The sequence below is a fragment of the Zymomonas mobilis genome (assembly GCF_006715975.1).
In the GTDB taxonomy this organism is placed as follows: Bacteria; Pseudomonadota; Alphaproteobacteria; order Sphingomonadales; family Sphingomonadaceae; genus Zymomonas; species Zymomonas mobilis_B.
Genome location: NZ_VFOF01000001.1, coordinates 1,860,333 through 1,884,837 on the forward strand (window position 1 = coordinate 1,860,333; position 24,505 = coordinate 1,884,837).

The window sequence follows — 24,505 nt, forward strand, 5'->3', positions numbered from 1 at the left end:
AAGAAAAGAAAAAAGAATGCGTAATATCCGCTCGTCTTATTTTGAAAGCGGAAGAGCTGGAAGTTAATCCAGCTCTTTGAGGATTAACCGCCAATACGTTCAATATCAGCACCAACAGCCGAGAGTTTTTCTTCCAGCCGTTCGTAACCGCGATCAAGATGATAGACACGGTGGACTTGCGTTTCACCTTCGGCAGCGAGCGCCGCGATAATCAGGCTCATGGAAGCTCTTAAGTCCGTTGCCATAACTTCGGCTCCGACCAAGCCAGAGACGCCTTTCACAACAGCGACCCGCCCTTTAACCTGAATATCAGCCCCCATCCTTACTAATTCAGGGACATGCATATAACGGTTTTCAAAGATGGTTTCAGTGAGAACGCTGGTACCCTGTCCTAAAGCCAGCATCGCCATAAATTGCGCCTGCATATCGGTCGGGAAGCCAGGGAATGGCGCAGTAGACAAAGTTAGGCCCTTTAACGGGCCATCAGCCTGAACACGGATGCCCTCTTCTTCTACGGAGATATTGAGGCCGCTTTGTTTCAGCTCGACCAAGACTTCGGCCATGTCAGCAGAACGCGCGCCCTGCAATAAAACGTCACCGCCTGTAATGGCCGCAGCACAAGCATAGCTTCCTGCTTCAATCCGGTCAGGCATAACCACATGGGTGGCGCCATGGAGACGATCACAACCATGAATAACCAGACGGCTGTTCCCGACTCCGTCGATTTTTGCACCCATTGCAATGAGGCAATGGCAAAGGTCAACAATTTCAGGTTCACGGGCGGCATTGTTAATGACGGTTTCGCCATGGGCCAAAACAGCTGCCATGACGGCATTTTCAGTTGCACCGACAGAAACTACCGGAAAGCTAATAATACCACCACGGAGGCCACCGTCAGGAGCCCTTGCCCGAACATATCCGGCAGCTAATTCAATATCAGCGCCCAAGGCTTCTAATGCACGGAGATGCAAATCGATCGGACGATTCCCGATAGCGCAACCACCCGGTAAAGAAACAGTGGCTTCGCCTTCTCTTGCCAATAAAGGCCCAAGAACCAGAATCGAAGCGCGCATTTTTCGAACGATATCGTAAGGCGCAATCGTTGAAGCGATAGTATCCGCCGTCAACGTAATTTCGCGTCCGGGATGTGCGCCTTTACTACGGGCGACCATCGTTGAAACGCCTAATTCATTCAACAGATGGCAGCAGCTATCGACATCCGCGAGACGCGGAAGATTGATAAGCGTCAAAGGTTCACTGGTTAAAAGACTGGCAGGCATTAACGCCAAAACGGCATTTTTAGCACCGGAAATAGGGATTTGGCCTTTCAAGCGATGGCCACCGCGAATTTTGATACGATCCATAGCCCGTTTCTATCTTCAAACTATCGCAGCGCCAAGCATTTAGCCTAGAATATCAGAGAAAATTACAATCCTTTTGATCCAGTTGCCTGCCAGAAAATAGGGTCAGGCCTTTTCCAAGGTGCATTGTAAAGGATGTTGATGCTGACGGGCAAAATCAACAACCTGATTAACCTTGGTTTCGGCTACCTCATAGGTAAAAACGCCGCAAATACCGACGCCACGCTGGTGAACCTGCAACATTACTTTGGTTGCATCTTCAATGCCCATACGAAAAAAACGCTGAAGACAAAGCACCACAAATTCCATGGGTGTGTAATCGTCGTTCAGCATCAAGACCTTATAGGGTTGTGGCTTTTTCGTTTGGGGCGTGGTGCGGGTAATGACTGTGACATCACTATCCTTATCAAAATCCTTGTCGCCGCTCATAAAACCCCCGGATTGTAGATTGTTAATATATAAGACGGCATGCCAGAACTCTGGTTATACAAAGAGACGACCGCCAATTTCGGGTTTAAAATTTGTCAATGATATGACACCGCTCTTTATCAGAAACAAGGTGATCTGAACGCTATTATTCATAAAACACGACAAAAAATATCTTGGAAACGTCTTTAGGCAACATAAAATTTTTGCCAGTTTTTTTTAAAATTCCGAATAGTATCTTACTATCTATTATAGAAAATCCTATAGTCACGCTCCCCGAATAAAAGCATATCGTTAAAACAAAGAACCAATTTATTATTCGGCCAAGGAGTAAAAATGTCCGAGCCATTCTACCGCATCCGTCGCTTGCCCCCTTATGTTATCGCCGAAGTAAACGCGATGCGGGCCGCTGCACGGGCGGCAGGAGAGGATATTATTGATCTTGGTATGGGCAATCCGGATCAACCACCCCCCTCCCATGTTATTGATAAATTAGCAGAAGTTGCCAATAAACCGGATGCACACGGCTATTCTGCATCCCGTGGTATCCCCGGTTTGAGAAAAGCACAGGCTGCTTATTATCAGCGCCGTTTTGGTGTCGATATTGATCCCGATAGTGAAGTCGTTGTGACTTTGGGATCAAAAGAGGGGCTGGCCAATCTGGCACAGGCTATCACTGCACCGGGTGATGTCATTCTGGCACCGAATCCGAGTTATCCGATTCACATGTTCGGTTTCATCATTGCGGGTGCAACGATTCGTTCTATCCCGACCACTCCGGATGAAAATTTCTTTAAAGATCTGGAGCGCGCGGTTAATTTTACGGTTCCAAAACCGAGTGCGATGGTTATCGGCTATCCATCGAATCCGACCGCAGAAGTGGCCAATCTGGCTTTTTACGAACGAGTTGTTGATTTTGCCCGTCGGCATAACATCTGGGTATTGTCCGATTTAGCCTATTCCGAAATATATTTTGATGGCAATCCCCCGCCCTCGATTCTTCAGATTCCCGGTGCAAAAGATGTCGCTGTAGAGTTCACCTCTTTGTCGAAAACCTATTCAATGGCCGGTTGGCGTATTGGTTTTGCGGTCGGTAACAAAAAATTGATTGCGGCTCTGACCCGCGTCAAAAGCTATCTTGATTATGGTGCGTTCACGCCTATTCAGGCCGCTGCCGTTGCCGCAATCAATGGCCCACAAGAGATTATCGAAAAGAACCGCGAATTATACAAACGGCGGCGTGATGTAATGGTGGAAAGCTTTACCCGCGTGGGTTGGCCAATTCCGGCACCAAAGGCGTCAATGTTTGCATGGGCACCCCTGCCAAAAGAATTAGCGCATTTAGGTAGTCTCGAATTTTCAAAGCAATTGCTTACCCATGCAAAGGTCGCTGTTGCGCCTGGTGTAGGCTATGGTGAGAAAGGCGAAGGCTATGTTCGTTTGGCTTTTGTCGAAAACGAACATCGTATTCGTCAGGCTGCCCGTAATATTAAACGCTATTTCTCGTCACTGGGTATTAACACCAATGACAGTATTGCGGCTGAATAAATCTTAATGCCAACAATATTGGGTAATGCGGGAAAGCTGACGGTTATTCTGCATTACCCATTTTTGAGATTTACTGCCTTCGAAGGTGACAGAAGTCGTTCCAGAGGATAATTTTTTAATAAAGCTATCATGGGGTTTGAAGACCAGCGTCATCTTGCCTTTTTCATCTGGAATAAGCGTGTAATGTTCAGAGAAACCACGCGCTTCGATATGCAAATGGGAATCAGAATAGCTATTGAAAGTTAAAACAAGGCGTTGCGCGGCCTTGTCGCATTTTACCGTAAAAGATGAAGCATCATGGGCATTGAGGAAATCCGCTTGGGATTCCTGAATATTTTGCCAATGGCCATAGGTAGAATATTTTTGGTGAAAAGCCGAAGCCTGCGCCAATAAGCCAACAGGAATGGCCAATAATAAAGGCAAAATATAAAGTGTATGAAACCGCCCTTTGGTAGACAGATGAAAACCAGAATCGGTATTTTCTAACACTACAGCCTTTTCCTTAGCAGTTATTCCTATTCTTGTTCATGCAGCAGAAAGGAAAAAGACACAAGAAAAAGCTAAATTTTTAATAAAATTTTAACAATGATAAATAACAATAAACGGATTCAATCAGCAATAAGCTTGATCAGACGGCGCTCTATAGGCGCCAACACATTCCCCAATTCATGCGAACGTTTTAGAACTTGTCCTCCTTCGCCATACAGAATCCACATACCCTGCTTTAACCGAAGAGCTGGTTGTTTTTCGATCCGACATTCAGGATGCTCTGCTGTTCGACGAAATGCCGCAAAAGACGCCTTGGAAGATTCAAAACTAAGGGCATAATCACGCCAGTGACCAGCTGATACCATGCGCCCGTAGATATCCATTAACCGTAAAATTTCAGGTCGCGTGAAGCCGACTTGGCTAGATGAGCGCGACAGGGAAGAAATTGGCGTAACAACACTCATTCGGCAGGAAAGCTTTCTCCACCTTTTTTATCAAGGCGAATCTTGTCAGGAATGACCTCTGGTAAATTTTTATCAGAATCATGAACGCGGTCTGTTTTTTCTTGAGAAGCAACAAAGCTCGCTATTTTTTGCTTCAGCGCATCAATTTCAGCATGAATTTCATGGAGTTCCTGAAGATTAGGATCTTTGCGGTCATCACAAGGCGTTCCATAGGGGACAAATTCAGTCTTGGGAGTTTCTGATTTTAGATCGGAGGTTTCTTCATGAATCGATCGTGCAGGAATGCCCACCATAACGGCATTTTTTTCTACATCGCGCGTTACCACAGCATTGGCACCGACACGGGCGTTTTCGCCTATCTCGATAGGCCCCAATATTTGCGCCCCCGATCCAACAATAACGCCATCACAAAGAGTCGGATGGCGTTTCCCACCGATACCATTTGAAGGATCGGTGCCTCCCAATGTCGAACATTGATAGAGGGTCACATTATCCCCAATGCGCGCCGTCTCACCGATCACGACAAAACCATGATCAACAAAGAAATTACGACCTATTTTAGCGCCTGGATGGATATCAATACTGGTTAAGAAGCGGCTACAATGATTGACGATTCGAGCCAGAAAATACAATTCCCCCTGATATAACCAATGTGCCAAGCGATGAAAAACCAAAGCCCAGACACCGGGATAGAGCAGGATTTCCCAACGCGAACGCGGCGCCGGGTCACGCATTTTAATGGATTCAAGATAAGAAACAAAAGAATTGAACATAAACTGGCTTCTCTTTGAAAAGAGATGTTCGATCAAGACGTCTAATATATGACGTCTTTTTTATAATCTGAAACAGCTCTTTTCGTAAAAATTTGATCCATCTAAAAAATGGAAAAGATATCAGATCCTCTCATTGGCGCTTCGTTACAAAGAGGAAGCTGTAGTTTTAGAAAAAAAATCTATCTTTGGCCATAAAAAACGAAAAATTTTATTCCAAGAAAAGATGAAAGCCTGTTTCTTTGCGCATCTCATATTTTAGACTGAGGACACAAAAAAAGCAGCCCGCTAAAAATCGGACTGCTTTTATAAAGTTAAACTAGGAGGGGTAGTTTTGGCTATTAGGCGTTCGGGTCAAGAACCTCTTCGCCTTTATGCCAGTTGCAAGGGCAAAGGTCGTCGGTCTGCAGCGCATCCAAGACACGCAGAGCTTCCGCTGGATTACGACCAACATTCAAAGAATTGACTGTTACATGCTGGATCACATTGTTCGGATCAACAATGAAGGTAGCCCGATAAGCAACGCCGGCTTCTTCATTCACAATACCCAAAGCAGAGGCGAGCTTTTTGGAATTATCCGCAATCCACGGGAAATCAGCATTGGCAAGACGTTCGTCTGACTTCCGCCAAGCGTAATGGACAAAAGCGGTATCACAAGAACCACCGATCAAAACGGCATCGCGCAGAGCGAGGTCTTCTTTGATGTCATTATAGCCGACGATTTCGGTCGGGCAGACAAAAGTGAAATCCATCGGCCAAAAAAAGACAACCTTCCACTTGCCATTTGTCTCACCAAGGTCAATAGTTTCGCCATTCGGCAAGGCTGAAACACCCTGCTGAACAGGTAATTTCAAGGCAGGAAATTTATCACCAACAGTAAGCATTTCTAATACTCCCAAATTTCAAAATACGATTGATATCGGCTATAATGTTACAAGCGTAAAGCCATTCAATCAAAAACACAGTCACAAGCTATCGTAAGGTCATATTTGTTTTACAACTGATGTTATAAATAACAGTTGCTCTTCTGTGATCAAATTGATTATGAAGCTTGCATTGATCGAGAGGGACAATAATGACGACTTACCTCCCTACGCTCAAACAACTGCAGTATCTGGTCTCCCTCAAGGATCACGGACATTTCGGACGGGCAGCCGATGCCTGTTTCGTAACCCAGTCAACCTTGTCGGCAGGACTGCGTGAGCTTGAGTCTCTGATTGGAGTTACGCTGGTTGAAAGAACACGCCGCGTAGTCCGTTTTACCCCGCTGGGGTTGCGTATCTCAGAAAAAGCACAACGTGTGCTTCGTGAAGCTGAAGAATTAAGTGATATGGCGCGCGCTGCAGGCAAACCGCTTTGTGGCGAACTGCGGATGGGCGTTATCCCGACGATAGCGCCTTTTCTATTGCCGCGTATTTTGCCAGATTTAAGAGCGGAATGGCCCGAGTTAAAACTTTTTCTTCGGGAAGAAACCACAAATGCAGCCTGCGATTCTCTGCATCGTGGGCATGTTGACTGTGTTCTCTTAGCTTTGCCTTATCATTGTGGTGACATTGCTTCGGTCGATTTATTTGAAGATCGGCTCTATGTGGCTTTCCCGCAGGGCGAAAATCCTAATCTGCCTGACGTAATTACGCCTGATCAGATCGACGAAAAACGGCTTTTGTTATTAGAAGACGGTCATTGTCTGAAAGATCACGCTCTTGCAGCATGTAACCGTCCTGAATTAAGGGCGGAAGCAACAATGATGGGAACCTCTTTGCACACGCTGGTGCAAATGGTCGATAACGGTCTTGGGATTACATTGTTGCCTAAAATGGCAATTGATGCAGGCTTATTGGATAATACCCATATTGATGCACGGCCATTGGCGTCTCAGCATCCTTCCAGAACGATTTCTTTGGTATGGCGTAAAGGTAGCCCCTGTGAGAAAGAATTCCACTTGCTCGCAGAAACACTGACTAACATTTACCAGAGAAAATTTGGACTTTTGGAAGAAGCCAGCGGCGCTGCTTAAAAAGATTTTCAAATTTTTAAAGATTAAAAAGTCGGTTTCTTTCACAATGGAAGAAGCCGGCTTTTTTATTATTAAAAGCTCATGATCTTTCAATTTTCACATCAAAAGATATCTTTTTTAAAATTCTTAAAAATAGAAAAAAGATAGTTTTGATAATTTATTTTATTCTCTTGAATTTTATTTTCAAATTTAAAAATATTTTGTCATAAAATCGGCTTTTTTAGATTTTAGATAACGGTCTTGTAAAAAATAATAGCAAAGATGGATAAACAATCGAGATCAGCTAAAGTCAGATAGTCATAGAGAATGATATCCGGTCTTTCACATGATCCGAATAAAAATGTTTATACAGAATTCCTGTTTTTAGGGACGACTTAAAGCATGGCCTCTGAATCAATTAGAATTGCATTTTTATTTAATCACGATCAGGCACATCAAATTGCCCATGCTCTCCCTACGGCTATCGCTCTGATGCAGCTTGCGCCTGAGCTGGATATTATCATTGCAACAACTAACGATCATCTGACGCAGGAAATCAGACGGCTTGCGGCCAAATTACAAAAACCAGATATTCCCATAGTTGAATTAAAGCTGGTGAATCCCGTTACTCGGCTTGCCGCCTACACACTTGAAAAATTTCTTCCAGCTAAAAAGCTTGGCATTTATAAGGACAATCTTGATTTTTTTCGGTCTTTGGACATTTTGGTTGTCTCGGAAAAGACATCCCTCATCCTAAAAAGCCGCTACAATCTAGAACATTTAAAGATCATTCATACGCGTCACGGTGCAGGAGATCGAGCAGTAGGATTTGATAAAGTAAGTGCCTTATTTGACCATGTGTTGGTTTCTGGCGCCAAAATCAAAGACCGTCTTATTCAAGATGCGGGTGTCAGCCCTGATAAAATTTCAGTAATCGGCTATCCCAAATTTAGTATTTTACCCGAAAAACCGCCTTTATTACCCATACAGGCCAATGGTCGCCCAACGGTCTTATATAATCCGCACCCTGCACCTCATCTTTCTTCATGGTATGAAGATGGACGAAAAGTGCTCGATTATTTTTTGAATAGTGATCGCTACAATCTGATTTTTGCGCCGCACGTCATGCTGTTTCATCGGCCTTTTGTTCTGACAATTGACCAGCTACGCCTGAAAAGACCTGGAAAAATCGAGAAAAAATACTGGGATGCGCCCAATATTCATATCGATCTTGGAAGCTCTGCCTCGAATGATATGACCTATACGATGGCGGCAGATATCTATCTGGGAGATGTGTCTAGCCAGATCTACGAATTTTTATATCACCCACGCCCCAGCATTTTCCTTAATAGTCATCACGTAGACTGGGAAAATGATCCCAATTATCTCCATTGGAAAACTGGGGATGTGCTGTCTGATATAGAGAATCTTGATACAGCTTTGGCAAATAGCAGCCAAAGACATGCTGATATTTATAAACCTGTCCAAGAATTCCTATTCGATCAGAGTTTTAATCTTACGGAAGAAAGCTCGGAAGCCAGAGCCGCGCAGGCTATTTTAAAAATAGCCCGTGACATGGAGAAAAAGCGGCAGAAGCAAAGCTCATAATTTTTGAAGAGCGGAAACAATTTTAAGTCCTGTTCTTTCAAAATTTTCAGGATTTAAAAACCGGAATAATTTTTGACGCCCTTTCTGTCCCATGGAGAATAGCTTTTCTGGTTGTGCCAAGGCTTCCAGAAAAGCCTTTTCCAAAGCCTCTTTATCATAGGGAGGTGCCAAAAAACCGGTTTCACGATCATCGACAGAATGAGGAATTTCACCCACGGCTGAAGCGATGACAGGAAGACCGGCCTGTATTGCTTCATGGACGGCGACACAGAAACCTTCCCAATAAGAAGGCTGAACATAAAGATGGAGGCCAGCCAGAAATTTTTGTGGCTGGTCAACATAGCCCACTAAACGGATTGTATCTTGTAAACCGGCTTCTTTGATAGCGGCTGATAATTTGGCTTCATCTTGCCCTTCCCCGCCAATATCGAGGGTAAAGGGAAGACGCGTTTTGGCTTTCACTTCTTTGATGGCTTCAATCAGAAGGTCATAGCCTTTGCAAGGATGGAGCCGCCCCAATGTTCCTATCCGTAAAACTTCGCCAGAATGCCATTCTTTGGCTGTCGGGGCATCAGGATTTGCCCGAAAAATTGGCCAGCAGAAAAGACGCGAAGCTGGGATGTTCAACCTTTCGCCTGTGAGTTTTGTTACCTGTTGAGAATCGCCAATCCAAAAAGCCGATCGCTTTTGAAAATGGCGCAACAGGAAAGCATTGATCTTTTTGAGGCGGGCAGAATGTTGCCAGCTGATAACCGGCAAATGATAATGATGTCCGACCATTTGGCCTAATAATGTCGCACGAGAGAGCGACGTCCAAATATGGGTCGCGCCCCAAGCCTCAATTTGCTTTTTAAGCCAGAAATAGGCGACTAAATGATCTTTCTCACCGCCTTCGCGTACAACAACATCAAGGCCCGCTTGTTGGATGGCGCCTAATGCCCGACCATTGCGGCGCGTCAGGGCAAAAATACGCAGATCTGCGCCGCCTTTTTGGATGACTTGACCAATGGAAGGCACAGGAAGCGCGGCGCCGCCGCCTTCAACCGAATTGATAACATAGGCTATTTTGAAAGACATAAGAGGAGTCTGATCATTAAAAGGGACAAAAACAAGAAAAGAAAAACGAAAGCCGTTAATCTATCTGGCTTATCTGATCATGCCCGATAGATATCAAGGCGCTGGGTAAGGTGGTTTGGCAAAGCATGATAAAAGCCATACCGAGAAAAGATTTCAGATTTGTAGAACAATATCAAAGGCAGGACGCCAGCCCGCAACCGTCTATCTTTTGGGATAAAAGACGGACGATAATCTGGCAGCCATAGTTGAGACCATGTTAATTTTAGCTTTGTGAGAGCACAGCAGAACAGCCGAAAGGCATCGACAGAGAGGATAGCCGCGCTACCTTATCGAGGCGGGGTTCTGCCTAATAGACGAAACGGGCGACGACTTCACGATAACTACGGCTGACTTTCACTTCTGCACCCGATTGGAGAATAAGAAAGCATTCGCCATTGGTATGGGGGCGGACTTGTCGCACCAGATCAAGGTTGACGATGGTTGAACGATGCACCCGTTGGAAGCGGCGGGGATCCAGGCGGCGTTCGAGGTCTTTCATCGTTTCCCGCAGAATCAGGGTATTATCGCCGGTATTGATGCACATATAGTCACCGGCGGCATCAATGCGTTCGATGGTATCGACATCGACCCGAAAAATCTGTCCGCGATCTTTGATATTAATGATTTTTTCGTAACGGCTGGCCGTCGGTTGTTTATTGATATCTGTCAGATTTTCAGCGGCATCCGGTGCCACTTCAGCCAGAACTTCTTTTAACCTTGCTGCTTCATCAACAGCGCGACGATTTTTCAGACGCCCTCTCACCCGTTCCAAGGTATCGGCAAGACGTTCGGTTTCAACCGGCTTCATCAAGTAATCAACCGCGTTGGCTTCAAAAGCCCGTAACGCATGGTCGATATAGGCCGTCACAAAGACGACCAAAGGGGGTTCAACCTCCATAATGCCTTGCAGCACCGAAAATCCGTCAAAGCCCGGCATCTGAATATCCAGAAAGACAAGGTCGGGTTTATGGGTTTTGATCGCCCGAATAGCTTCCCGCCCATTAAGACATGTTTCGATGATCTGGATATCAGGATATTCTTCTAGCCTAAGCTGCAAGCCTTGGATCGCGAGCGGTTCATCATCAACAATAATGGTACGAATAGCCATATTACTTCCTGACTGGTTTATCTTCCGTCTGGTAAGGTATTTCTATAACAACAGCAAAACCACCTTCTGGCCTGTTAAAGGTCTGAAAGCTTTGTTCTGTTCCGTATGTCTGGAAAAGCCTATCCCTTATATTAGGGAGACCGACGCCTGTTGAAGCTGAGATAGGGTGTTTTTTTGGGTTTACTATCGGCTTTGGGGCATCGGCTTCCAGATTTTTATGTGGAATGATAGCCGTACTGCTCTTTTCCGGCTGTATGGCGGATGAATCTTCTGGCTCGATGATGATTTCTTCATCATCATCATCTTCGTCGATTGCACCGGGGCCGCTATCAATAACATCAATGCGGACGTGACCATTTTCGAAACGAGCGGTGACTGAAATATCGGCGCCGTTTTCGCAAGGCGTTACCGCATATTTGATCGCGTTTTCGATCAAAGGTTGCAGTAGCAAAGAAGGCAATCGAACCTGCGCCACCGCTGGGTCAATATCGAAATGCGGCCGCAAGCGGTCTTCAAAGCGCATCTTTTCAATTTCGAGATACAGCTTGAGCGTTTCAACTTCTTGTTCCAGCGTAACCATCGCTGTGGGTTCATTCGCCAAGGTGTAACGCAAGAAAGAGGATAATCGAGAAAGCATCGCATTGGCACGGCTGGTTTGTTTCAACAGCACCAGCGTGGAAATTGAGTTCAGAGTGTTAAACAGAAAATGAGGATTAAGCTGGTAGCGCAGCATCGCAAGCTGGGCAGCAGAAGCCTGTGCTTCGATACGGTGAATCCGTCCCATATGTTTTTCAAGCATCAGATAATAATTGATGCCATAATAAAGGGCAGACCATGCGATCAGAAGTGCGAAATCGAGCAGAATAGCGCCCAGAAATTCGATACCTGCCGGCATTGAAACCGAACGGTAGAAAGTGGCATGCGCCCAGACTTCGATCATCGAGAACAGTGCCGATGCCGTCACCAAAATAAAGATGGAGATGCTCCATGTTATTAAGGGTTTGGCGTGAATTAATTGGCGGTAAGCAACCGACATCAATAAAGTGATGGAATAGCCGGTAACGGTCGCAAGCGCCGTCGGCACAATATAGAGCAGCCCCATCGAATTGGCGAGGCCACCCAAAGCCCTTAAGACAAAATAGCCCGTCCAGCCGACGGATTGAAGCATCCAGAAGGCACGGTTTTTATCTTCGAAAAAAGGTTGTGAACGCAAATCGACAAGCGGGAAACCTGCGAACATCAGCTTTTGGCTCCTGAATGAAAGCTGTTATCCGTATAAGATAAACAACGCCGGAGATCATGTCCGGTCAAGAGAACACCATTCTCATAACAGGCCAAAAAGAGCCGCTTGTCAAAATGCGTTTCAAAGGTCGTCTTTTTCCTTGTTTTTATGATGCCTGACTATCTTCAGCCGCATCGTCTTTCTGTTCCATATCCTGATAAAAAGATTCTACCGGACCCGTTAATTTGACCGTCATCGGACGACCAAAGCGGTCGCGACTGCGTCCAGCGGCAACCTTAACCCAGCTTTCGGAGATGCAATATTCTTCGACATCCGTCCGTTCTTGACCTTTGAAACGGATACCGACGCCACGGCGCAATGCGTCGGCATCGAAGAAGTCGCTGTCAGGAAAAACGGAAAGATGATCTGGAGGCGTATCGGTCATAAATAGATTCCTTGAATTGAACTTGTAACTTGGGAAAAGGTAATAATAGATTAACTATCATCACCCATTCGTAAAGCGGCGATAAAGGCTTCTTGCGGGATATCAACACTGCCATATTGCCGCATCCGCTTTTTACCTTCTTTCTGCTTTTCCAGAAGTTTCTTTTTACGGGAAATATCACCGCCATAACATTTGGCCGTAACATCTTTCCGCATAGCGCCGATAGTTTCGCGGGCAATCACCTTGCCACCGATGGCAGCCTGAATCGGAATTTTAAACAGATGACGAGGAATGAGGTCTTTCATCCGCTGGCACATCTGGCGCCCACGGCCTTCGGCCGCATGACGGTGAACGATCATAGACAGAGCATCGACCACTTCGCCATTGACCATAATGGTCATTTTGACGAGGTCACCCTGTTTATATTCGGTCTGATGGTAGTCAAAGCTAGCATAACCACGGCTGATTGATTTCAAACGATCATAAAAATCAAAGACAACTTCGTTCAACGGCAATTCGTAGATTAACTGCACCCGACCGCCTACATAGGTCATATTTTTTTGAATGCCGCGCCGATCCTGACAAAGCTTCAAAATCGCGCCGAGATATTGGTCTGGCACGTAGATTGTGGCTTCAATCCACGGTTCGTCAATGGATTCAATGCGGGTAACATCAGGCATATCCGCCGGATTATGAAGGTCAATGCTGCCTTCGCCATGCGTCATATTAAGATGGTAAACAACGGATGGTGCGGTCGTGATAAGATCAAGATCATATTCGCGAGACAAACGTTCTTGAATAATTTCAAGATGAAGCAAGCCAAGGAAACCACAACGGAAACCAAAACCCAAAGCCGCAGAATTTTCAGCTTCAAAAGAGAAAGAAGCATCATTCAAACGCAGCTTGCCAAGCGATTCTTTTAATTTGTCAAAATCAGCGGCATCGACAGGAAACAAACCGCAGAAAACAACGGGCTGAACTTCTTTAAAGCCCGGTAATGCTGTCTTTGTCGGATTCTTGGCATCGGTAATCGTGTCACCGACAGCGGTCTGGCTGACTTCTTTGATCTGAGCGGTGATAAAACCAATTTCACCGGGTCCCAAGGAATCCAGTATTTCGATTTTAGGACGGAAGCAGCCGACCCGATCAATAAGATGGGTCGTGCCCGCCTGCATGAAGCGGACTTGCTGTCCTTTTTTCAAAGAACCATCGATGATGCGCACCAAGATGACAACGCCCAGATAGGGGTCATACCAGCTATCAACCAGCATGGCTTTCAAAGGTGCGTTGATATCGCCTTTAGGTGCCGGAATACGTTCAACCAAGGCTTCTAAGATATCATCAATACCGATACCAGATTTAGCCGAAGCCAAAACAGCACCGTCAGCAGGCAAGCCAATAATTTCTTCGATTTCCTGCTTTACCTTTTCAGGTTCAGCCGCAGGCAAGTCGATTTTATTGATGACCGGCACGATTTCATGATCATGCTCTATCGATTGATAGACATTCGCCAATGTTTGAGCTTCGACACCCTGTGAGGCATCAACAACCAGCAAAGCCCCTTCACAGGCCGCAAGAGAGCGGCTGACCTCATAGGCAAAATCGACATGGCCAGGGGTATCCATCAAATTCAGGACATAGGTTTGTCCATCCTTTGCGGTGTAATCAAGACGCACCGTTTGTGCCTTGATCGTGATACCCCTTTCCTTTTCGATATCCATGTTATCAAGCACTTGTTCGGACATTTCGCGAGCGGTCAGGCCGCCAGTTGTCTGAATTAAACGATCAGCCAGCGTCGATTTACCGTGATCTATATGTGCAATAATCGAAAAATTGCGGATATGGTCGAGTGGAGTCACAGATTACCCATCAGGTGAGAGCAAAAAAGAAAGTTAGCCTTTATCGTATTTTGTGCCGGAATAAAATCATCCTCTTCCGAGCAGCGTGGAAAGACCAAGCCATAATCAGAAAGCCTTGAGGATAAAGGGCAAGCGCCCTTCTTTCAAAGAATCTGCCCCGACAACGCCCGGTTGTCCCGAAGCCAGCAACCAGCGTGATCGCCCTTCAAGCCCGACCGACGTCAAACGCCCCGAAGTTGTATAAGCGCCGGTATCAATACCGATACGGTTTACACGGATTTCCGGTTCTGATCGCATGCTGTGGCCATGGACGACAACGACACCATGATCGCGGCGATCTTTCAGAAATTGCCCCCGAATACGCCGGAGATCATCACTTTTCTGATTTTCGACAGCAATACCCGGTCGAATACCGGCATGAGCGAAGAAATAATCGCCGAATTGCAGATAATCCGGCAGAGAAAATAAAAATTCGAAATGGGCGGGTGGAATTTTGGCGCGCCATGACATCAGCAATTTATCAGCAAATTCCAAAGTCACATGTTTGGATTTCAGTTGCAGAGCCGCATTGTCGATTTCGCCCGCAGCAATGCCATAGCTGATCATGGTTTCTCGTCCCCCATAGCGAGAAAGCCAATCGGCCAATTTTTCGGGTGATACTTTTCGAGGCGCAGACGAAAAAATTTCGATCATCGCGGTTTCATGATTACCGCCGATAAAATGCCAATGGAAATCAGACGGTTGTGGATTGAGAAAGAAATCAATCAACCCTTTGGAATCCATACCGCGATCAATATAGTCGCCCAAAAGAACAATATGCGTGCCGCCACGTCCGGCAGAACCACGTAAACCATTATCTTCGGTAATTTGTTTTAATAGGACGTCGAAGCGGTCTTTCCGTCCATGCACGTCACCAATCGCATAAAGGCGCATTCCGGCCGGTAAAGTTGGAGCACGACCGCCCGCAACCATTTCCCCCATAATATCAATACTATCTTGCCCCCTTTTAGGCATTAGCCTCTCCTCAAGTATTATCCGGCCGAGGCAATGATATCGTCCCAGTCAACCATCAACAGACGATCAATCTTGTTGCGAGAAAGCCCCCGTTCTCAGCCCACAAATATCTTATGTTAAAAGATGCCGAAGGGAAGCCTTTGCGAGAATATCGGCCGACCGCTACCACCCTGACATTCATATAATCGGTTTAGTGATAAAAATCACGAAAACTAATCTGAATTTTTACAAGTTCGGTGTCAACCATCTTCTCGCTATATCGAGTTCAACGCCGCGACGAACCGCATAATCTTCCAATTGGTCTTCACCTATACGGGCAACACCAAAATAACTGGATTGCGGATGGCCGAAGTAAAATCCGGAAACGGCGGCGGTTGGCCACATCGCCAAGCTGTCTGTCAGAGTAATATTGATAGAGCGTGTTACGTCCATCATATCAAAAAGGATCGTTTTTAGACTGTGATCGGGACAGGCTGGATAACCAGGGGCTGGACGGATGCCTTTGTATTTTTCCTGTATCAAAGCGAGATTGTCGCAATCTTCCTCAGCCGCATAGCCCCAAAGGGTCGTTCGGACATATTGATGCAGCCTTTCAGCCAAGGCTTCAGCGAAGCGATCAGCCAATGCCTTTAACAAGATATCGCGATAGTCATCATTTTCAGCCCGAAAACGTGCGAGATGGGGTTCAATGCCGTGGCCGGTTGTAAGCGCAAAGCCGCCGATCCAGTCATCTTCTTCTGTGATGAAATCGGCGAGGCACATATTGGCGCGATCCGCTCTCTTTGCCATTTGTTGGCGCAGCATCGGGAGACAGATTTCTTTTCCGTTATGGTTCACCAAAACATCATCGCCACGACGACGACATGGCCATAATCCGACAACGGCCTGTGCCGTAAGCCATTTTTCTTCGATAATTTGATCAAGCATGGCCTGTGCATCTTGATAAAGTGAGCGTGCGGTTTCGCCGACCACTTCGTCATCAAGAATGGCTGGGAAATTACCTGCCAATTCCCATGCACGGAAGAAAGGTGTCCAGTCGATATAAGAACGTAATTCAGCCAAATCCCAATCTTTAAATTGGTGAATACCGGCCTGTTTCGGCGCAGGCGGTTTCAGATTAGGATCAATAACAAAGGCATTTTTGCGGGCTTTTTCAATCGACAGCAGCTGTGATTGTTTGCTGCCCTCTCTCGTTTCCCTGATTTTTTGATATGCCTCGGCGGTATCGGTTACAAATTGGTCATGTTGGGTATCGGACAACAAGGCCGAAGCGACACCGACCGAACGGGAGGCATCCAACACATGGATGACGCAACCCGAATAAACGGGATCAATCCGTAAAGCGGTATGCGCCTTTGAAGTGGTAGCGCCGCCGATCATCAGAGGAATCGTTAATCCGGCACGTTCCATTTCCGTTGCAACGGTAACCATTTCATCCAAGGAAGGCGTAATCAATCCAGATAGACCGACGATATCGGCATCATGTTCCTTGATTGCTTCAATAATGGTTTCCCATGGCACCATCACGCCAAGATCAATCACTTCATAGCCGTTACATTGTAGAACGACGCCGACGATATTTTTGCCGATATCATGCACGTCACCTTTGACGGTTGCCATGATGATACGCCCTTTGGCACGGGCATTTTTGTCTTTGGCGGCTTCGATATAAGGCAGCAAATGAGCTACGGCTTTTTTCATGACACGGGCGGATTTCACCACCTGAGGCAGGAACATTTTTCCGCTGCCAAACAGATCTCCGACAACATTCATGCCGTCCATTAAAGGCCCTTCGATCACTTCGATCGGGCGCTCGCTGACTAAACGGGCTTCTTCGGTGTCTTCAACAATATGGGAATCAATGCCTTTGACCAAAGCATATTCAAGGCGTTTGCGGACTTCATAACTACGCCATTCTTCGGTCTTTTTTTCCTGTTGCCCACCATCATGACGGAAATTTTCGGCAAGCGTGATCAGCCGTTCGGTCGAATCTTCTCGACGATCCCAGATGACATCTTCGCAGGCTTCGCGAAGCACCGGATCAATAACGTCATAAACATCAAGCTGTCCGGCATTCACAATTCCCATGTCCATACCGGCCTGAACCGTATGGTAGAGAAAAACGCTATGCATGGCTCGGCGGACAGGCTCATTCCCACGGAAAGAAAAGGACAGATTGGAAACCCCACCCGAAATATGGGTGTGAGGGCAAATCCGTCTAATTTCCTTACAAGCTTCGATGAAATCAATGGCGTAGCCACGATGTTCGTCGATGCCAGTGGCGACCGCAAAAATATTCGGATCGAAGATGATGTCTTCTGCCGGAAAGCCGATACCCGTCAGGAGATCATAAGCCCGTTTGCAAATTTCGATTTTGCGATCGCGGGTATCCGCCTGCCCTTTTTCATCGAAGGCCATCACCACAACTGCCGCACCATAGCTCATGGCGACACGGGCATGATCTAAGAAGATGTCTTCACCTTCTTTCATGCTGATCGAATTGATGATCGGTTTACCGGAGACGCATTGCAGTCCAGCTTCGATCACTTCCCAACGGGAGCTATCGACCATGATCGGCAAGCGCGCGATATCAGGTTCAGCCATTAACAGATGCAAAAAGGTAACCATGGCCTCTTTGGCGTCCAACAGACCTTCGTCCATATTGACATCAATGATCTGCGCACCGTTTTCAACCTGTTGACGCGCGACTTCGACTGCGGTCGCATAATCCCCTGACAAAATCAGCTTTTTGAAACGGGCGGAGCCGGTCACATTGGTGCGTTCACCAATATTGAAGAAACGGGCTGCTTTGTTGTTGTCAGCAGAAAGGTCTGTCACTGTTATAATATCCGGAAAATGAAAGGGCAGGCAAAAGGAATTAAACGCGGGTTATTCAGCCGGAACGATCATCGGATCAAGTCCGGCGAGACGCATTGCGGGCGCTAATTCTGCCATTTTTCTGGGAGGATAGCCTTTTACTGCCGTGGCCATAGCAGCGATATGTTCCGGCGTAGAACCACAGCAACCGCCGACGATATTGACCATGCCGGTTTGCGCCCATTCTTCGATAAAATGGCCGGTTGTTTCCGGCATTTCATCATATTGGCCAAGATCGTTTGGCAAGCCTGCATTTGGGTAGGCCATCAGCAGGGTATCCGCCAAACCGGAAAGCGTTTTGACATGAGAGCGGAGCTTGTCCGCACCAAAGGAGCAGTTAAGACCGATGGTTAACGGATTGGCATGACGCACCGAATACCAGAAGGCTTCAATCGAATGGCCGGAAAGATTGCGTCCCGACATATCGGTGATGGTCATCGAAATCATCATCGGAATTTCGCGTTGTAGACGCTGGCTTTCTTGCATCACAGCCATGATGCCTGCTTTGGCATTCAAGGTATCAAAAATCGTTTCGATAAGGATGAAATCCGCACCGCCTTCCATCAAACCGGCGATTTGATGGGCGTAAACGTCTTTTAAAGTATCAAAATCAATCGCCCGATATCCCGGATCATTAACGTCAGGCGATAAAGACAAGGTTTTATTGGTGGGGCCAACTGCTCCGGCGACGAAGCGAGGGCGACCGTCTTTGGCCTGATATTCATCAGCAGCTTTTCTAGCAATCGCCGCCGCCTGCCGGTTCATTTCGGTTACCAGAGCTTCTGCCTTGTAATCAGATTGGCTGATTTTATTGGCATTAAAGCTGTTAGTCGAAACCATATCAGAACCGGCATCAAGATAGGCACGGGTGATGGCATCAATAACGTCAGGGCGGGTCAAAACCAGAAGGTCATTATTCCCTTTTTGGTCATGATCTAGCTTGTAATCGCCCCGATAAGCGGCCTCATCGAGATTATAGCGTTGAATCATGGTGCCAAAAGCACCGTCCGTCAGCAAAATGCGCTTGCTTGCTTCTTCCCGCAGACGTTGTGCTGCTGCACTTTTTTTCATGGCTTTTATCCCTTTTAACCGCTTTGATTAGCTAGATAGCCATTGTTCTTCGAACTGTCATCACTTTCAAAGAGCGGGCTGCCTACCAAGCAACCGACAAAGTGCGGACGTAATTTTAGCCCGATTCATGGTGTAAAAATGGAAAGACTCGACGCCTTCTTTTGCAAGTTGGCTACACAGGTCGGAAACAACCGCCATCGAAACCATCTGTTTGACGGAAGGTTCGTCTTGATCGAGACTGGCCATCAGATGATCCAGCTTTTCAGGTATCGCAATACCACAGCTAAGCGCCATACGCTTTAAGCCGCTGATATTAGAAGTCGGCATGATGCCCGGTAGAATTTCAGCGGTGATACCAGCGGCGACCACCCGATCACGAAAGCGCAAGAAGGCTTCTGGTGAAAGGAAAAATTGGCTGATTGCGCGCGTGGCTCCGGCATCGAATTTGCGTTTTAAAAAGTCGATATCGGCTTCTGGGCTGAGCGCTTGCGGATGTGTTTCGGGGTAACAGGCCACCGATATTTCAAAATCGGCAATCCGTTTCAGACCCTCGACCAACTCGATAGCATTGGCATAACCATCGGGATGTGCCTGAAAACGCTCTCCACCGGGAGGATCGCCCCTTAACGCAACGATATGGCGGATGCCGGCATTCCAGTAATCCCGTGCAATATCGTCGATTTCGTCACGGCTGGCATTGACGCAGGTCAGATGCGCGACCGCAGGAATAGTCGTTTCCCGAGCGATACGGGTGACCGTCGCCCGCGTTCTTTCGCGGGTTGATCCCCCTGCCCCATAGGTAACAGACATGAAGCGCGGTTTAAGCGGTGCCAAACGTTCGACCGATTGCCATAAAAGCTTGTCGGATTCTTCATTTTTAGGCGGGAAGAACTCAAAAGAAATATGGGGTTCTTTATCACCCAGAAAAGGCACTGTGGCAAAATCCGGATTTTCTTTAAGTATCCTATCCATGTAATTCAGCTCTTTCGTGAAAGATTATCCGAACGCGTTGCCAGCCATAACTTAACCGTCAAGCTGCCCCCCTTTAACTGTTCGATTTGTTTAGTCTCAAGGCCAGAAGCCAAAAACCATTCGTTGATTTGTTCGTCCGAAAAACCAAGGCGGGCATGGGCATTGTTGATACGGAGTTCTTCTTTGTCATGAGATGCGAAATCAATAATCAACAAATGCCCGTTTTTATCGAGAACCCTTGTTGCCTCCTCTATCGCGAGGGCAGGCTGTTGGGCATAATGCAAGACCTGATGTAAAATGACCCAGTCAGCCGTTTGCTCTTCCAAAGGCAAGGCATACATGTCACCCTGACAAAGGCTGGTCGGGGGTAAATTTTTGCCTGTCAATTTGGTGCGGGCGATCCGAAGCATTTCAGGGCTGCGATCAAGGCCGATCATCTTTTCGGCTTTTGATCCAAGCAATTCCAACATGCGTCCTGTGCCGGTGCCTATATCAACCAATCGTCCGATTTTCCGATTACCGACCATAGCCAGTATCGCCTGTTCGACTTCGGATTCAGCGATATGCATCGAGCGAATCGTATCCCATTCCAAGGCATGGGCTTCGAAATAGCGGGAAGCGGCAGCTGCCCGATCAAGCAAGACCGCCTTTAAGCGTGCCTGATCGGTATTGCGCCAAGATTTTTCTTGATCCCAGATATCCAGCGCAGAAAAAAGCGGTTTAAGGCGCTCTTTTTTTCCAAGGTGAAGAAAAACCCAGCTGCCTTCCTTCCGTCGGACGACCAGACCGGCATCAACCAAAACTTTTACATGACGAGAGACTCGGGGTTGGCTTTGCCCTAATATTTGGGCTATTTCCCCAATGGATAATTCCATTTCATGCAATAACAATAAAATACGTATGCGCGTCGAATCCGTTAAAGCACGAAAAATCGCCAGTAAATCATCCATAAATGTTGATGGCCTTTTCTACCCTGTTATCATTTTGTTACTTTTAACTTTTTGAAAATATAATAATAGGAACTGTCACTTTGATAGAAATCTAAGAAACCGTTTCCTTTTGCTTGATTTGTCGGAGAAACGCTGGATATGGATCATTTCCAATGATTAATTCAAGATATAAAGATATCTTTATGAGGATAATCGTTGATACTAATAAAAGTCAACGACTTGTGTAATTGTTTTTGCTATGGCACCGGTTTGTGATGATTGCGCCAAAATATCTTCTTAGGCCCAGCCTTGTTTCTCTGTCCGCGCTCGCCCTTTTGGGCGGTTGTACCATTACGCCTGGTACAGATTCCCTTGCCCAGAAAGATCCTCTGGAAAAATTTAACCGCAAGGTTTGGATGGTAAACACCAAGGCGGATAAATGGGTGATGCAGCCGGTAGCTAAATATTATAACCGGAAAGTGCCCGAGCCGGTTCGTAAAGCTGTTATCCGCATCTTTGCCAATCTTGAAGAGCCTTTTAACGCCATTAACAACCTATTGCAGGGGAAACCCTATCTGGCAGGTAAGAATATCGCCCGTTTGGCTATTAATTCAACGGTCGGTATTGGAGGTATTCGCGATCCAGCTACCAAGGTAGGTGTGGTTTCTACCGTTGAAGATTTCGGTCAAACCATGGGACGTTGGGGCATGAATGGTGGCCCTTATTTCGTCTTGCCTTTCATGGGGCCGACAACCATGCGGGATGCGATTGGCACCGGTATTGCCCAATGGGTTGACCCCTTTAGCTATTGTGTCCGCGAATGTCATTTCGTTCCCAATGCGGCGACTTATGCCATTGGTATCGTCAGCGTTGTTAAAATGCGGGCGCAAGTGGCGGAATCTGGCGCAGATTCTTTTCTGGAAAGCAGTCTTGATCCTTATGCGGCTGCCCGTTCGGCTTATTTGCAGCATCGCCATGCTCAAATTCTGGATCAGGATGCAGCAGGCAATAAATCGAGCAATGCTTCTATAACCGATGCCGATTTGAGTGGCAGCGGATTGGATGATCCTTCATCCTCTTCAACAGGTGATCCTGCATTGGATAATGCGGTCGCTGATTTGGAATCCAAGGCCAATAACAAGACCCCAGATCAGACAAGTCAGACTGTTACACCAAAAGATGCAGCCGCAGCAGCCACGCCCAAAACGATAGAAAATAATAGTTCACCAGCAGCACCCCAAGAACAAAATCCCCTGTCTTCTTCCAAAGAGAATCCGAAGCCGAATAAAATCGGCCAATAAGTCGGGATAAAAAGACATCTATTGTCTCCCGACAAATCGGAAACTAACCGGAATTAGAGGTGCTTTGCTCTTGGTGATAGGACTTATCTGCCGGATTTTTTAGGTTTGGGACGAAGGCAACCTTGGCGAAAGGCATATTCTCATTTCAACAAACCCGCAGGTTGCCTTCCCTACATATGGGCTGAGGATATAAATGATGGCACGGCGAATGAAGGTCAGTTGAGAGCAGAAAGCCAATAGGTTTCCTGCTGAGAGCAGAAGGACAGGATATCAGCGGCAAAAATGAGGGTAGGTCGAGATTCGGTTCAATGAAAGCCATACGGCAAGGGCGGCTTTAAAAAACGACGGAAGCCTCTAATTACAACAAATACAGGTATTTTTGATGCAATATATTTCTAATAAATCGATGCTTTATTAAAAACGAAAAATAAATCTTATGGCGTCAAGATATCGGCGGCAAAGGACAGCCGCTTTATTCATTATATATTATCTATCCTTTTTTTATATTCATATTTCTTAATTAAAGGTCATATTACAGCAAGAAACAGCTTGTTTATCGTCATATAAAATTATTAATCTTCCTACAAAATAAGCGCATAATTTTAAAAATCTTATTATTTTTACATCTTGTAATTTTAAATATTAGTAAGAAATTTATCTTAAATTCAAATATTTTCAGAGCACTTGCATAATATGTACCAATAATAAAAAATGAAAACCATAAATAAAAATAATAAAAAGTATCCATTACCAAAATATTATTTTTATATATTTCAAAAAAGCACAAAAAACGGAATAAATGAAAATATTTTGTATTTTAATGATATTTATTTGTTATTTTAAAACTTTCGCATATTATTTTATAAAGAAAAAATGGGGCATCTAAATCATTTTTGATATTTATAAGCCCGATTAAAATATCAGAAAAAAGATTGACCCTTTCATAAGAAAATATAGTAAGTATATTTGATTTCAGCTTGGTTCCCGATAGCCTATAATGGCTTTTTCATTGCGGAAACCTATAGTTTTCGTTAAAGAGCGAAATGCAGGTTTCTACAGGAAACAGGCTGAATAAATAAAATAAACACAATATAGTGCTTTTTTCAGGTTTGCATTACATTCAAAAGGTTAGCCTTATTATGAAGAAGATTATCGCCCTGTCACTCGTTGCTGCTGCTTCTATCGGTCTGTCAGCTTGCTCGAAGCCTGCCAATGAAACAGCTACTGAAAACAGCAGTGTCGTCATCGACACCAATGGCGCTGATAACGAAGCCATCTTGGACACCAACGCAGCCGACAACGCTGCTGTTGACAATGCGGTAGTTGAAAATGGCGTTGCCAACTCCACCAGCGTTCACGTCACCAAGACGAAAACCACCAAAACCGAAAAATAATTTTTTCGTAATAGCGCGGTTCATCCCGCTGCTGTTTTCAAAAAAGGCCGTTTTTCAGGAAACGGCCTTTTTTTGTACCCTTTTTGGGTAAAACTCCTAAAACTCTTTCTATTCACCGCCTTTTTGTTGCGATGGCGGAATATTTCGTGGAACATAGATTCTCCAGAAAGGAGAAATATGCTCACCCCTGTCCGCATTCTTAAGCCATTAGCTCTTGCTGCTTCCTTTATTTTTTTGGGAGCGTGCCATCATTCTTCCAATCGTGCTTTACCTGACCAGAATCAGGAAATGGCGAATGCTGACGAAATTGCAGCCGATGACGATGAAAATAGCAGTAATATCGAAGCCGATATTGAAGATGTCCCGTCTGACAATCTGAAGATGCCAGAAAATGCTGCCCTTGATTCAGAGAGTGCGCGTTATCCTTCTGCCGTGGAGCATCCGTCCAAAACGAAAAAGAAATAAGACTTCCCTTTTCCGATTTTTACAAAACAAAGGCTTGTTGATCGTTTTTTACGATAACTGTTATTGTGAT

The 24,505-nt window shown here is 45.9% G+C and carries 22 protein-coding genes; 6 read left to right on the forward strand and 16 right to left on the reverse strand.

From position 1 onward, the window contains the following. Nucleotides 1-83: 83 nt before the first annotated feature. Together murA and clpS are read right to left on the reverse strand one after the other, a co-directional pair. Entirely contained in the window at nucleotides 84-1,364 is a 1,281-nt protein-coding gene (gene murA / locus FBY58_RS08130; RefSeq protein WP_141920464.1) for a UDP-N-acetylglucosamine 1-carboxyvinyltransferase, read from the reverse strand. 102 nt (nucleotides 1,365-1,466) lie between these two features. Beyond that, the gene (gene clpS, locus FBY58_RS08135) at nucleotides 1,467-1,790 is read right to left on the reverse strand and encodes an ATP-dependent Clp protease adapter ClpS (RefSeq protein ID WP_011241472.1); all 324 of its coding nucleotides are present in this window, start codon (nucleotides 1,788-1,790) and stop codon (nucleotides 1,467-1,469) included. Between the two features lie 333 nt (nucleotides 1,791-2,123). Here clpS and FBY58_RS08140 point away from each other — a divergent pair, with 333 nt between their 5' ends. After that, nucleotides 2,124-3,335: an LL-diaminopimelate aminotransferase gene (locus FBY58_RS08140; RefSeq protein ID WP_141920465.1), complete on the forward strand. Its 1,212-nt coding sequence runs from the start codon at nucleotides 2,124-2,126 to the stop codon at nucleotides 3,333-3,335. 3 nt (nucleotides 3,336-3,338) lie between these two features. Here the strand turns inward: FBY58_RS08140 and FBY58_RS08145 are convergent, their stop codons facing one another. The 4 genes from FBY58_RS08145 to FBY58_RS08160 all read right to left on the reverse strand — a co-directional run bounded on the left by FBY58_RS08145 (nucleotide 3,339) and on the right by FBY58_RS08160 (nucleotide 5,942). Further along, nucleotides 3,339-3,824, reverse strand: coding sequence for a hypothetical protein (locus FBY58_RS08145; protein WP_141920466.1), 486 nt, complete (start codon nucleotides 3,822-3,824; stop codon nucleotides 3,339-3,341). 119 nt (nucleotides 3,825-3,943) lie between these two features. Continuing rightward, the gene (locus tag FBY58_RS08150) at nucleotides 3,944-4,288 is read right to left on the reverse strand and encodes a DUF2794 domain-containing protein (protein WP_141920467.1); all 345 of its coding nucleotides are present in this window, start codon (nucleotides 4,286-4,288) and stop codon (nucleotides 3,944-3,946) included. Beyond that, nucleotides 4,285-5,061, reverse strand: coding sequence for a serine O-acetyltransferase EpsC (gene epsC, locus FBY58_RS08155; protein WP_141920468.1), 777 nt, complete (start codon nucleotides 5,059-5,061; stop codon nucleotides 4,285-4,287). The genes FBY58_RS08150 and epsC overlap by 4 nt, the downstream gene beginning before the upstream one ends. Nucleotides 5,062-5,399: 338 nt before the next feature. Continuing rightward, nucleotides 5,400-5,942, reverse strand: coding sequence for a peroxiredoxin (locus FBY58_RS08160; RefSeq protein ID WP_141920469.1), 543 nt, complete (start codon nucleotides 5,940-5,942; stop codon nucleotides 5,400-5,402). Nucleotides 5,943-6,133: 191 nt separating this feature from the next. On the opposite strand from FBY58_RS08160, the gene FBY58_RS08165 reads away from it, so the two are divergent. Together FBY58_RS08165 and FBY58_RS08170 are read left to right on the forward strand one after the other, a co-directional pair. After that, the gene (locus tag FBY58_RS08165) at nucleotides 6,134-7,075 is read left to right on the forward strand and encodes a LysR substrate-binding domain-containing protein (protein WP_141920470.1); all 942 of its coding nucleotides are present in this window, start codon (nucleotides 6,134-6,136) and stop codon (nucleotides 7,073-7,075) included. 381 nt (nucleotides 7,076-7,456) lie between these two features. Then, entirely contained in the window at nucleotides 7,457-8,662 is a 1,206-nt protein-coding gene (locus FBY58_RS08170) for a hypothetical protein (protein WP_141920471.1), read from the forward strand. Here FBY58_RS08170 and FBY58_RS08175 read toward each other — a convergent pair. From FBY58_RS08175 to FBY58_RS08220, 10 genes are all read right to left on the reverse strand, one after another. Further along, complete coding sequence (locus tag FBY58_RS08175; RefSeq protein ID WP_141920472.1) at nucleotides 8,657-9,739, reverse strand: glycosyltransferase; 1,083 nt, start codon at nucleotides 9,737-9,739, stop codon at nucleotides 8,657-8,659. The two genes, FBY58_RS08170 and FBY58_RS08175, sit on opposite strands and share 6 nt — an antisense overlap. 346 nt (nucleotides 9,740-10,085) lie before the next feature. Beyond that, nucleotides 10,086-10,886 carry a LytTR family DNA-binding domain-containing protein gene (locus FBY58_RS08180; RefSeq protein ID WP_141920473.1) on the reverse strand — a complete coding sequence of 267 codons (801 nt, stop codon included), beginning with the start codon at nucleotides 10,884-10,886 and terminating at the stop codon, nucleotides 10,086-10,088. 1 nt (nucleotide 10,887) lies between these two features. Beyond that, nucleotides 10,888-12,126, reverse strand: coding sequence for a sensor histidine kinase (locus FBY58_RS08185; RefSeq protein ID WP_141920474.1), 1,239 nt, complete (start codon nucleotides 12,124-12,126; stop codon nucleotides 10,888-10,890). 148 nt (nucleotides 12,127-12,274) lie between these two features. Further along, entirely contained in the window at nucleotides 12,275-12,553 is a 279-nt protein-coding gene (locus tag FBY58_RS08190) for a DUF3297 family protein (RefSeq protein WP_141920475.1), read from the reverse strand. A 50-nt stretch (nucleotides 12,554-12,603) separates the two neighbouring features. After that, nucleotides 12,604-14,412 carry a translation elongation factor 4 gene (gene lepA, locus FBY58_RS08195; RefSeq protein WP_141920476.1) on the reverse strand — a complete coding sequence of 603 codons (1,809 nt, stop codon included), beginning with the start codon at nucleotides 14,410-14,412 and terminating at the stop codon, nucleotides 12,604-12,606. Between the two features lie 105 nt (nucleotides 14,413-14,517). Continuing rightward, on the reverse strand, nucleotides 14,518-15,426 hold the full coding sequence (locus FBY58_RS08200) for a metallophosphoesterase (RefSeq protein ID WP_141920477.1): 909 nt from the start codon (nucleotides 15,424-15,426) through the stop codon (nucleotides 14,518-14,520). A gap of 225 nt (nucleotides 15,427-15,651) precedes the next feature. Beyond that, nucleotides 15,652-18,264, reverse strand: a complete 2,613-nt coding sequence (gene metH / locus FBY58_RS08205; protein ID WP_141920478.1) for a methionine synthase — start codon at nucleotides 18,262-18,264, stop codon at nucleotides 15,652-15,654. 51 nt (nucleotides 18,265-18,315) lie between these two features. Then, nucleotides 18,316-19,374 carry a homocysteine S-methyltransferase family protein gene (locus FBY58_RS08210; protein WP_141920479.1) on the reverse strand — a complete coding sequence of 353 codons (1,059 nt, stop codon included), beginning with the start codon at nucleotides 19,372-19,374 and terminating at the stop codon, nucleotides 18,316-18,318. 66 nt (nucleotides 19,375-19,440) lie between these two features. Next, nucleotides 19,441-20,346: a methylenetetrahydrofolate reductase [NAD(P)H] gene (gene metF / locus FBY58_RS08215; protein ID WP_141920480.1), complete on the reverse strand. Its 906-nt coding sequence runs from the start codon at nucleotides 20,344-20,346 to the stop codon at nucleotides 19,441-19,443. Nucleotides 20,347-20,351: 5 nt separating this feature from the next. Continuing rightward, nucleotides 20,352-21,296, reverse strand: a complete 945-nt coding sequence (locus tag FBY58_RS08220; RefSeq protein WP_141920481.1) for a metalloregulator ArsR/SmtB family transcription factor — start codon at nucleotides 21,294-21,296, stop codon at nucleotides 20,352-20,354. A gap of 254 nt (nucleotides 21,297-21,550) precedes the next feature. Between FBY58_RS08220 and FBY58_RS08225 the strand changes: the two genes are divergently transcribed. The 3 genes from FBY58_RS08225 (at nucleotide 21,551) to FBY58_RS08235 (ending at nucleotide 24,435) form a co-directional block, all read left to right on the forward strand. After that, nucleotides 21,551-22,576, forward strand: a complete 1,026-nt coding sequence (locus tag FBY58_RS08225; protein WP_141920482.1) for a VacJ family lipoprotein — start codon at nucleotides 21,551-21,553, stop codon at nucleotides 22,574-22,576. A gap of 1,109 nt (nucleotides 22,577-23,685) precedes the next feature. Next, entirely contained in the window at nucleotides 23,686-23,970 is a 285-nt protein-coding gene (locus FBY58_RS08230) for a hypothetical protein (RefSeq protein ID WP_260432160.1), read from the forward strand. A 177-nt stretch (nucleotides 23,971-24,147) separates the two neighbouring features. Continuing rightward, nucleotides 24,148-24,435 (forward strand): hypothetical protein, encoded by a 288-nt coding sequence (locus FBY58_RS08235; RefSeq protein WP_141920483.1) that lies wholly within the window; start codon nucleotides 24,148-24,150, stop codon nucleotides 24,433-24,435. The last annotated feature ends 70 nt before the right edge of the window (nucleotides 24,436-24,505 follow it).

Bases quoted from the DNA above. Each gene is read 5' to 3' on its own strand.
- FBY58_RS08235 (WP_141920483.1), top strand. From the start codon at position 24,148: ATGCTCACCCCTGTCCGCATTCTTAAGCCATTAGCTCTTGCTGCTTCC.
- FBY58_RS08150 (WP_141920467.1), bottom strand. From the start codon at position 4,288: ATGAGTGTTGTTACGCCAATTTCTTCCCTGTCGCGCTCATCTAGCCAA.
- FBY58_RS08185 (WP_141920474.1), bottom strand. From the start codon at position 12,126: ATGTTCGCAGGTTTCCCGCTTGTCGATTTGCGTTCACAACCTTTTTTC.
- metF (WP_141920480.1), bottom strand. From the start codon at position 20,346: ATGGATAGGATACTTAAAGAAAATCCGGATTTTGCCACAGTGCCTTTT.
- FBY58_RS08220 (WP_141920481.1), bottom strand. From the start codon at position 21,296: ATGGATGATTTACTGGCGATTTTTCGTGCTTTAACGGATTCGACGCGC.
- FBY58_RS08165 (WP_141920470.1), top strand. From the start codon at position 6,134: ATGACGACTTACCTCCCTACGCTCAAACAACTGCAGTATCTGGTCTCC.
- FBY58_RS08175 (WP_141920472.1), bottom strand. From the start codon at position 9,739: ATGTCTTTCAAAATAGCCTATGTTATCAATTCGGTTGAAGGCGGCGGC.
- clpS (WP_011241472.1), bottom strand. From the start codon at position 1,790: ATGAGCGGCGACAAGGATTTTGATAAGGATAGTGATGTCACAGTCATT.
- FBY58_RS08170 (WP_141920471.1), top strand. From the start codon at position 7,457: ATGGCCTCTGAATCAATTAGAATTGCATTTTTATTTAATCACGATCAG.
- murA (WP_141920464.1), bottom strand. From the start codon at position 1,364: ATGGATCGTATCAAAATTCGCGGTGGCCATCGCTTGAAAGGCCAAATC.
- FBY58_RS08190 (WP_141920475.1), bottom strand. From the start codon at position 12,553: ATGACCGATACGCCTCCAGATCATCTTTCCGTTTTTCCTGACAGCGAC.
- epsC (WP_141920468.1), bottom strand. From the start codon at position 5,061: ATGTTCAATTCTTTTGTTTCTTATCTTGAATCCATTAAAATGCGTGAC.
- FBY58_RS08200 (WP_141920477.1), bottom strand. From the start codon at position 15,426: ATGCCTAAAAGGGGGCAAGATAGTATTGATATTATGGGGGAAATGGTT.
- FBY58_RS08210 (WP_141920479.1), bottom strand. From the start codon at position 19,374: ATGAAAAAAAGTGCAGCAGCACAACGTCTGCGGGAAGAAGCAAGCAAG.
- FBY58_RS08160 (WP_141920469.1), bottom strand. From the start codon at position 5,942: ATGCTTACTGTTGGTGATAAATTTCCTGCCTTGAAATTACCTGTTCAG.
- FBY58_RS08180 (WP_141920473.1), bottom strand. From the start codon at position 10,886: ATGGCTATTCGTACCATTATTGTTGATGATGAACCGCTCGCGATCCAA.
- FBY58_RS08225 (WP_141920482.1), top strand. From the start codon at position 21,551: ATGATTGCGCCAAAATATCTTCTTAGGCCCAGCCTTGTTTCTCTGTCC.
- FBY58_RS08140 (WP_141920465.1), top strand. From the start codon at position 2,124: ATGTCCGAGCCATTCTACCGCATCCGTCGCTTGCCCCCTTATGTTATC.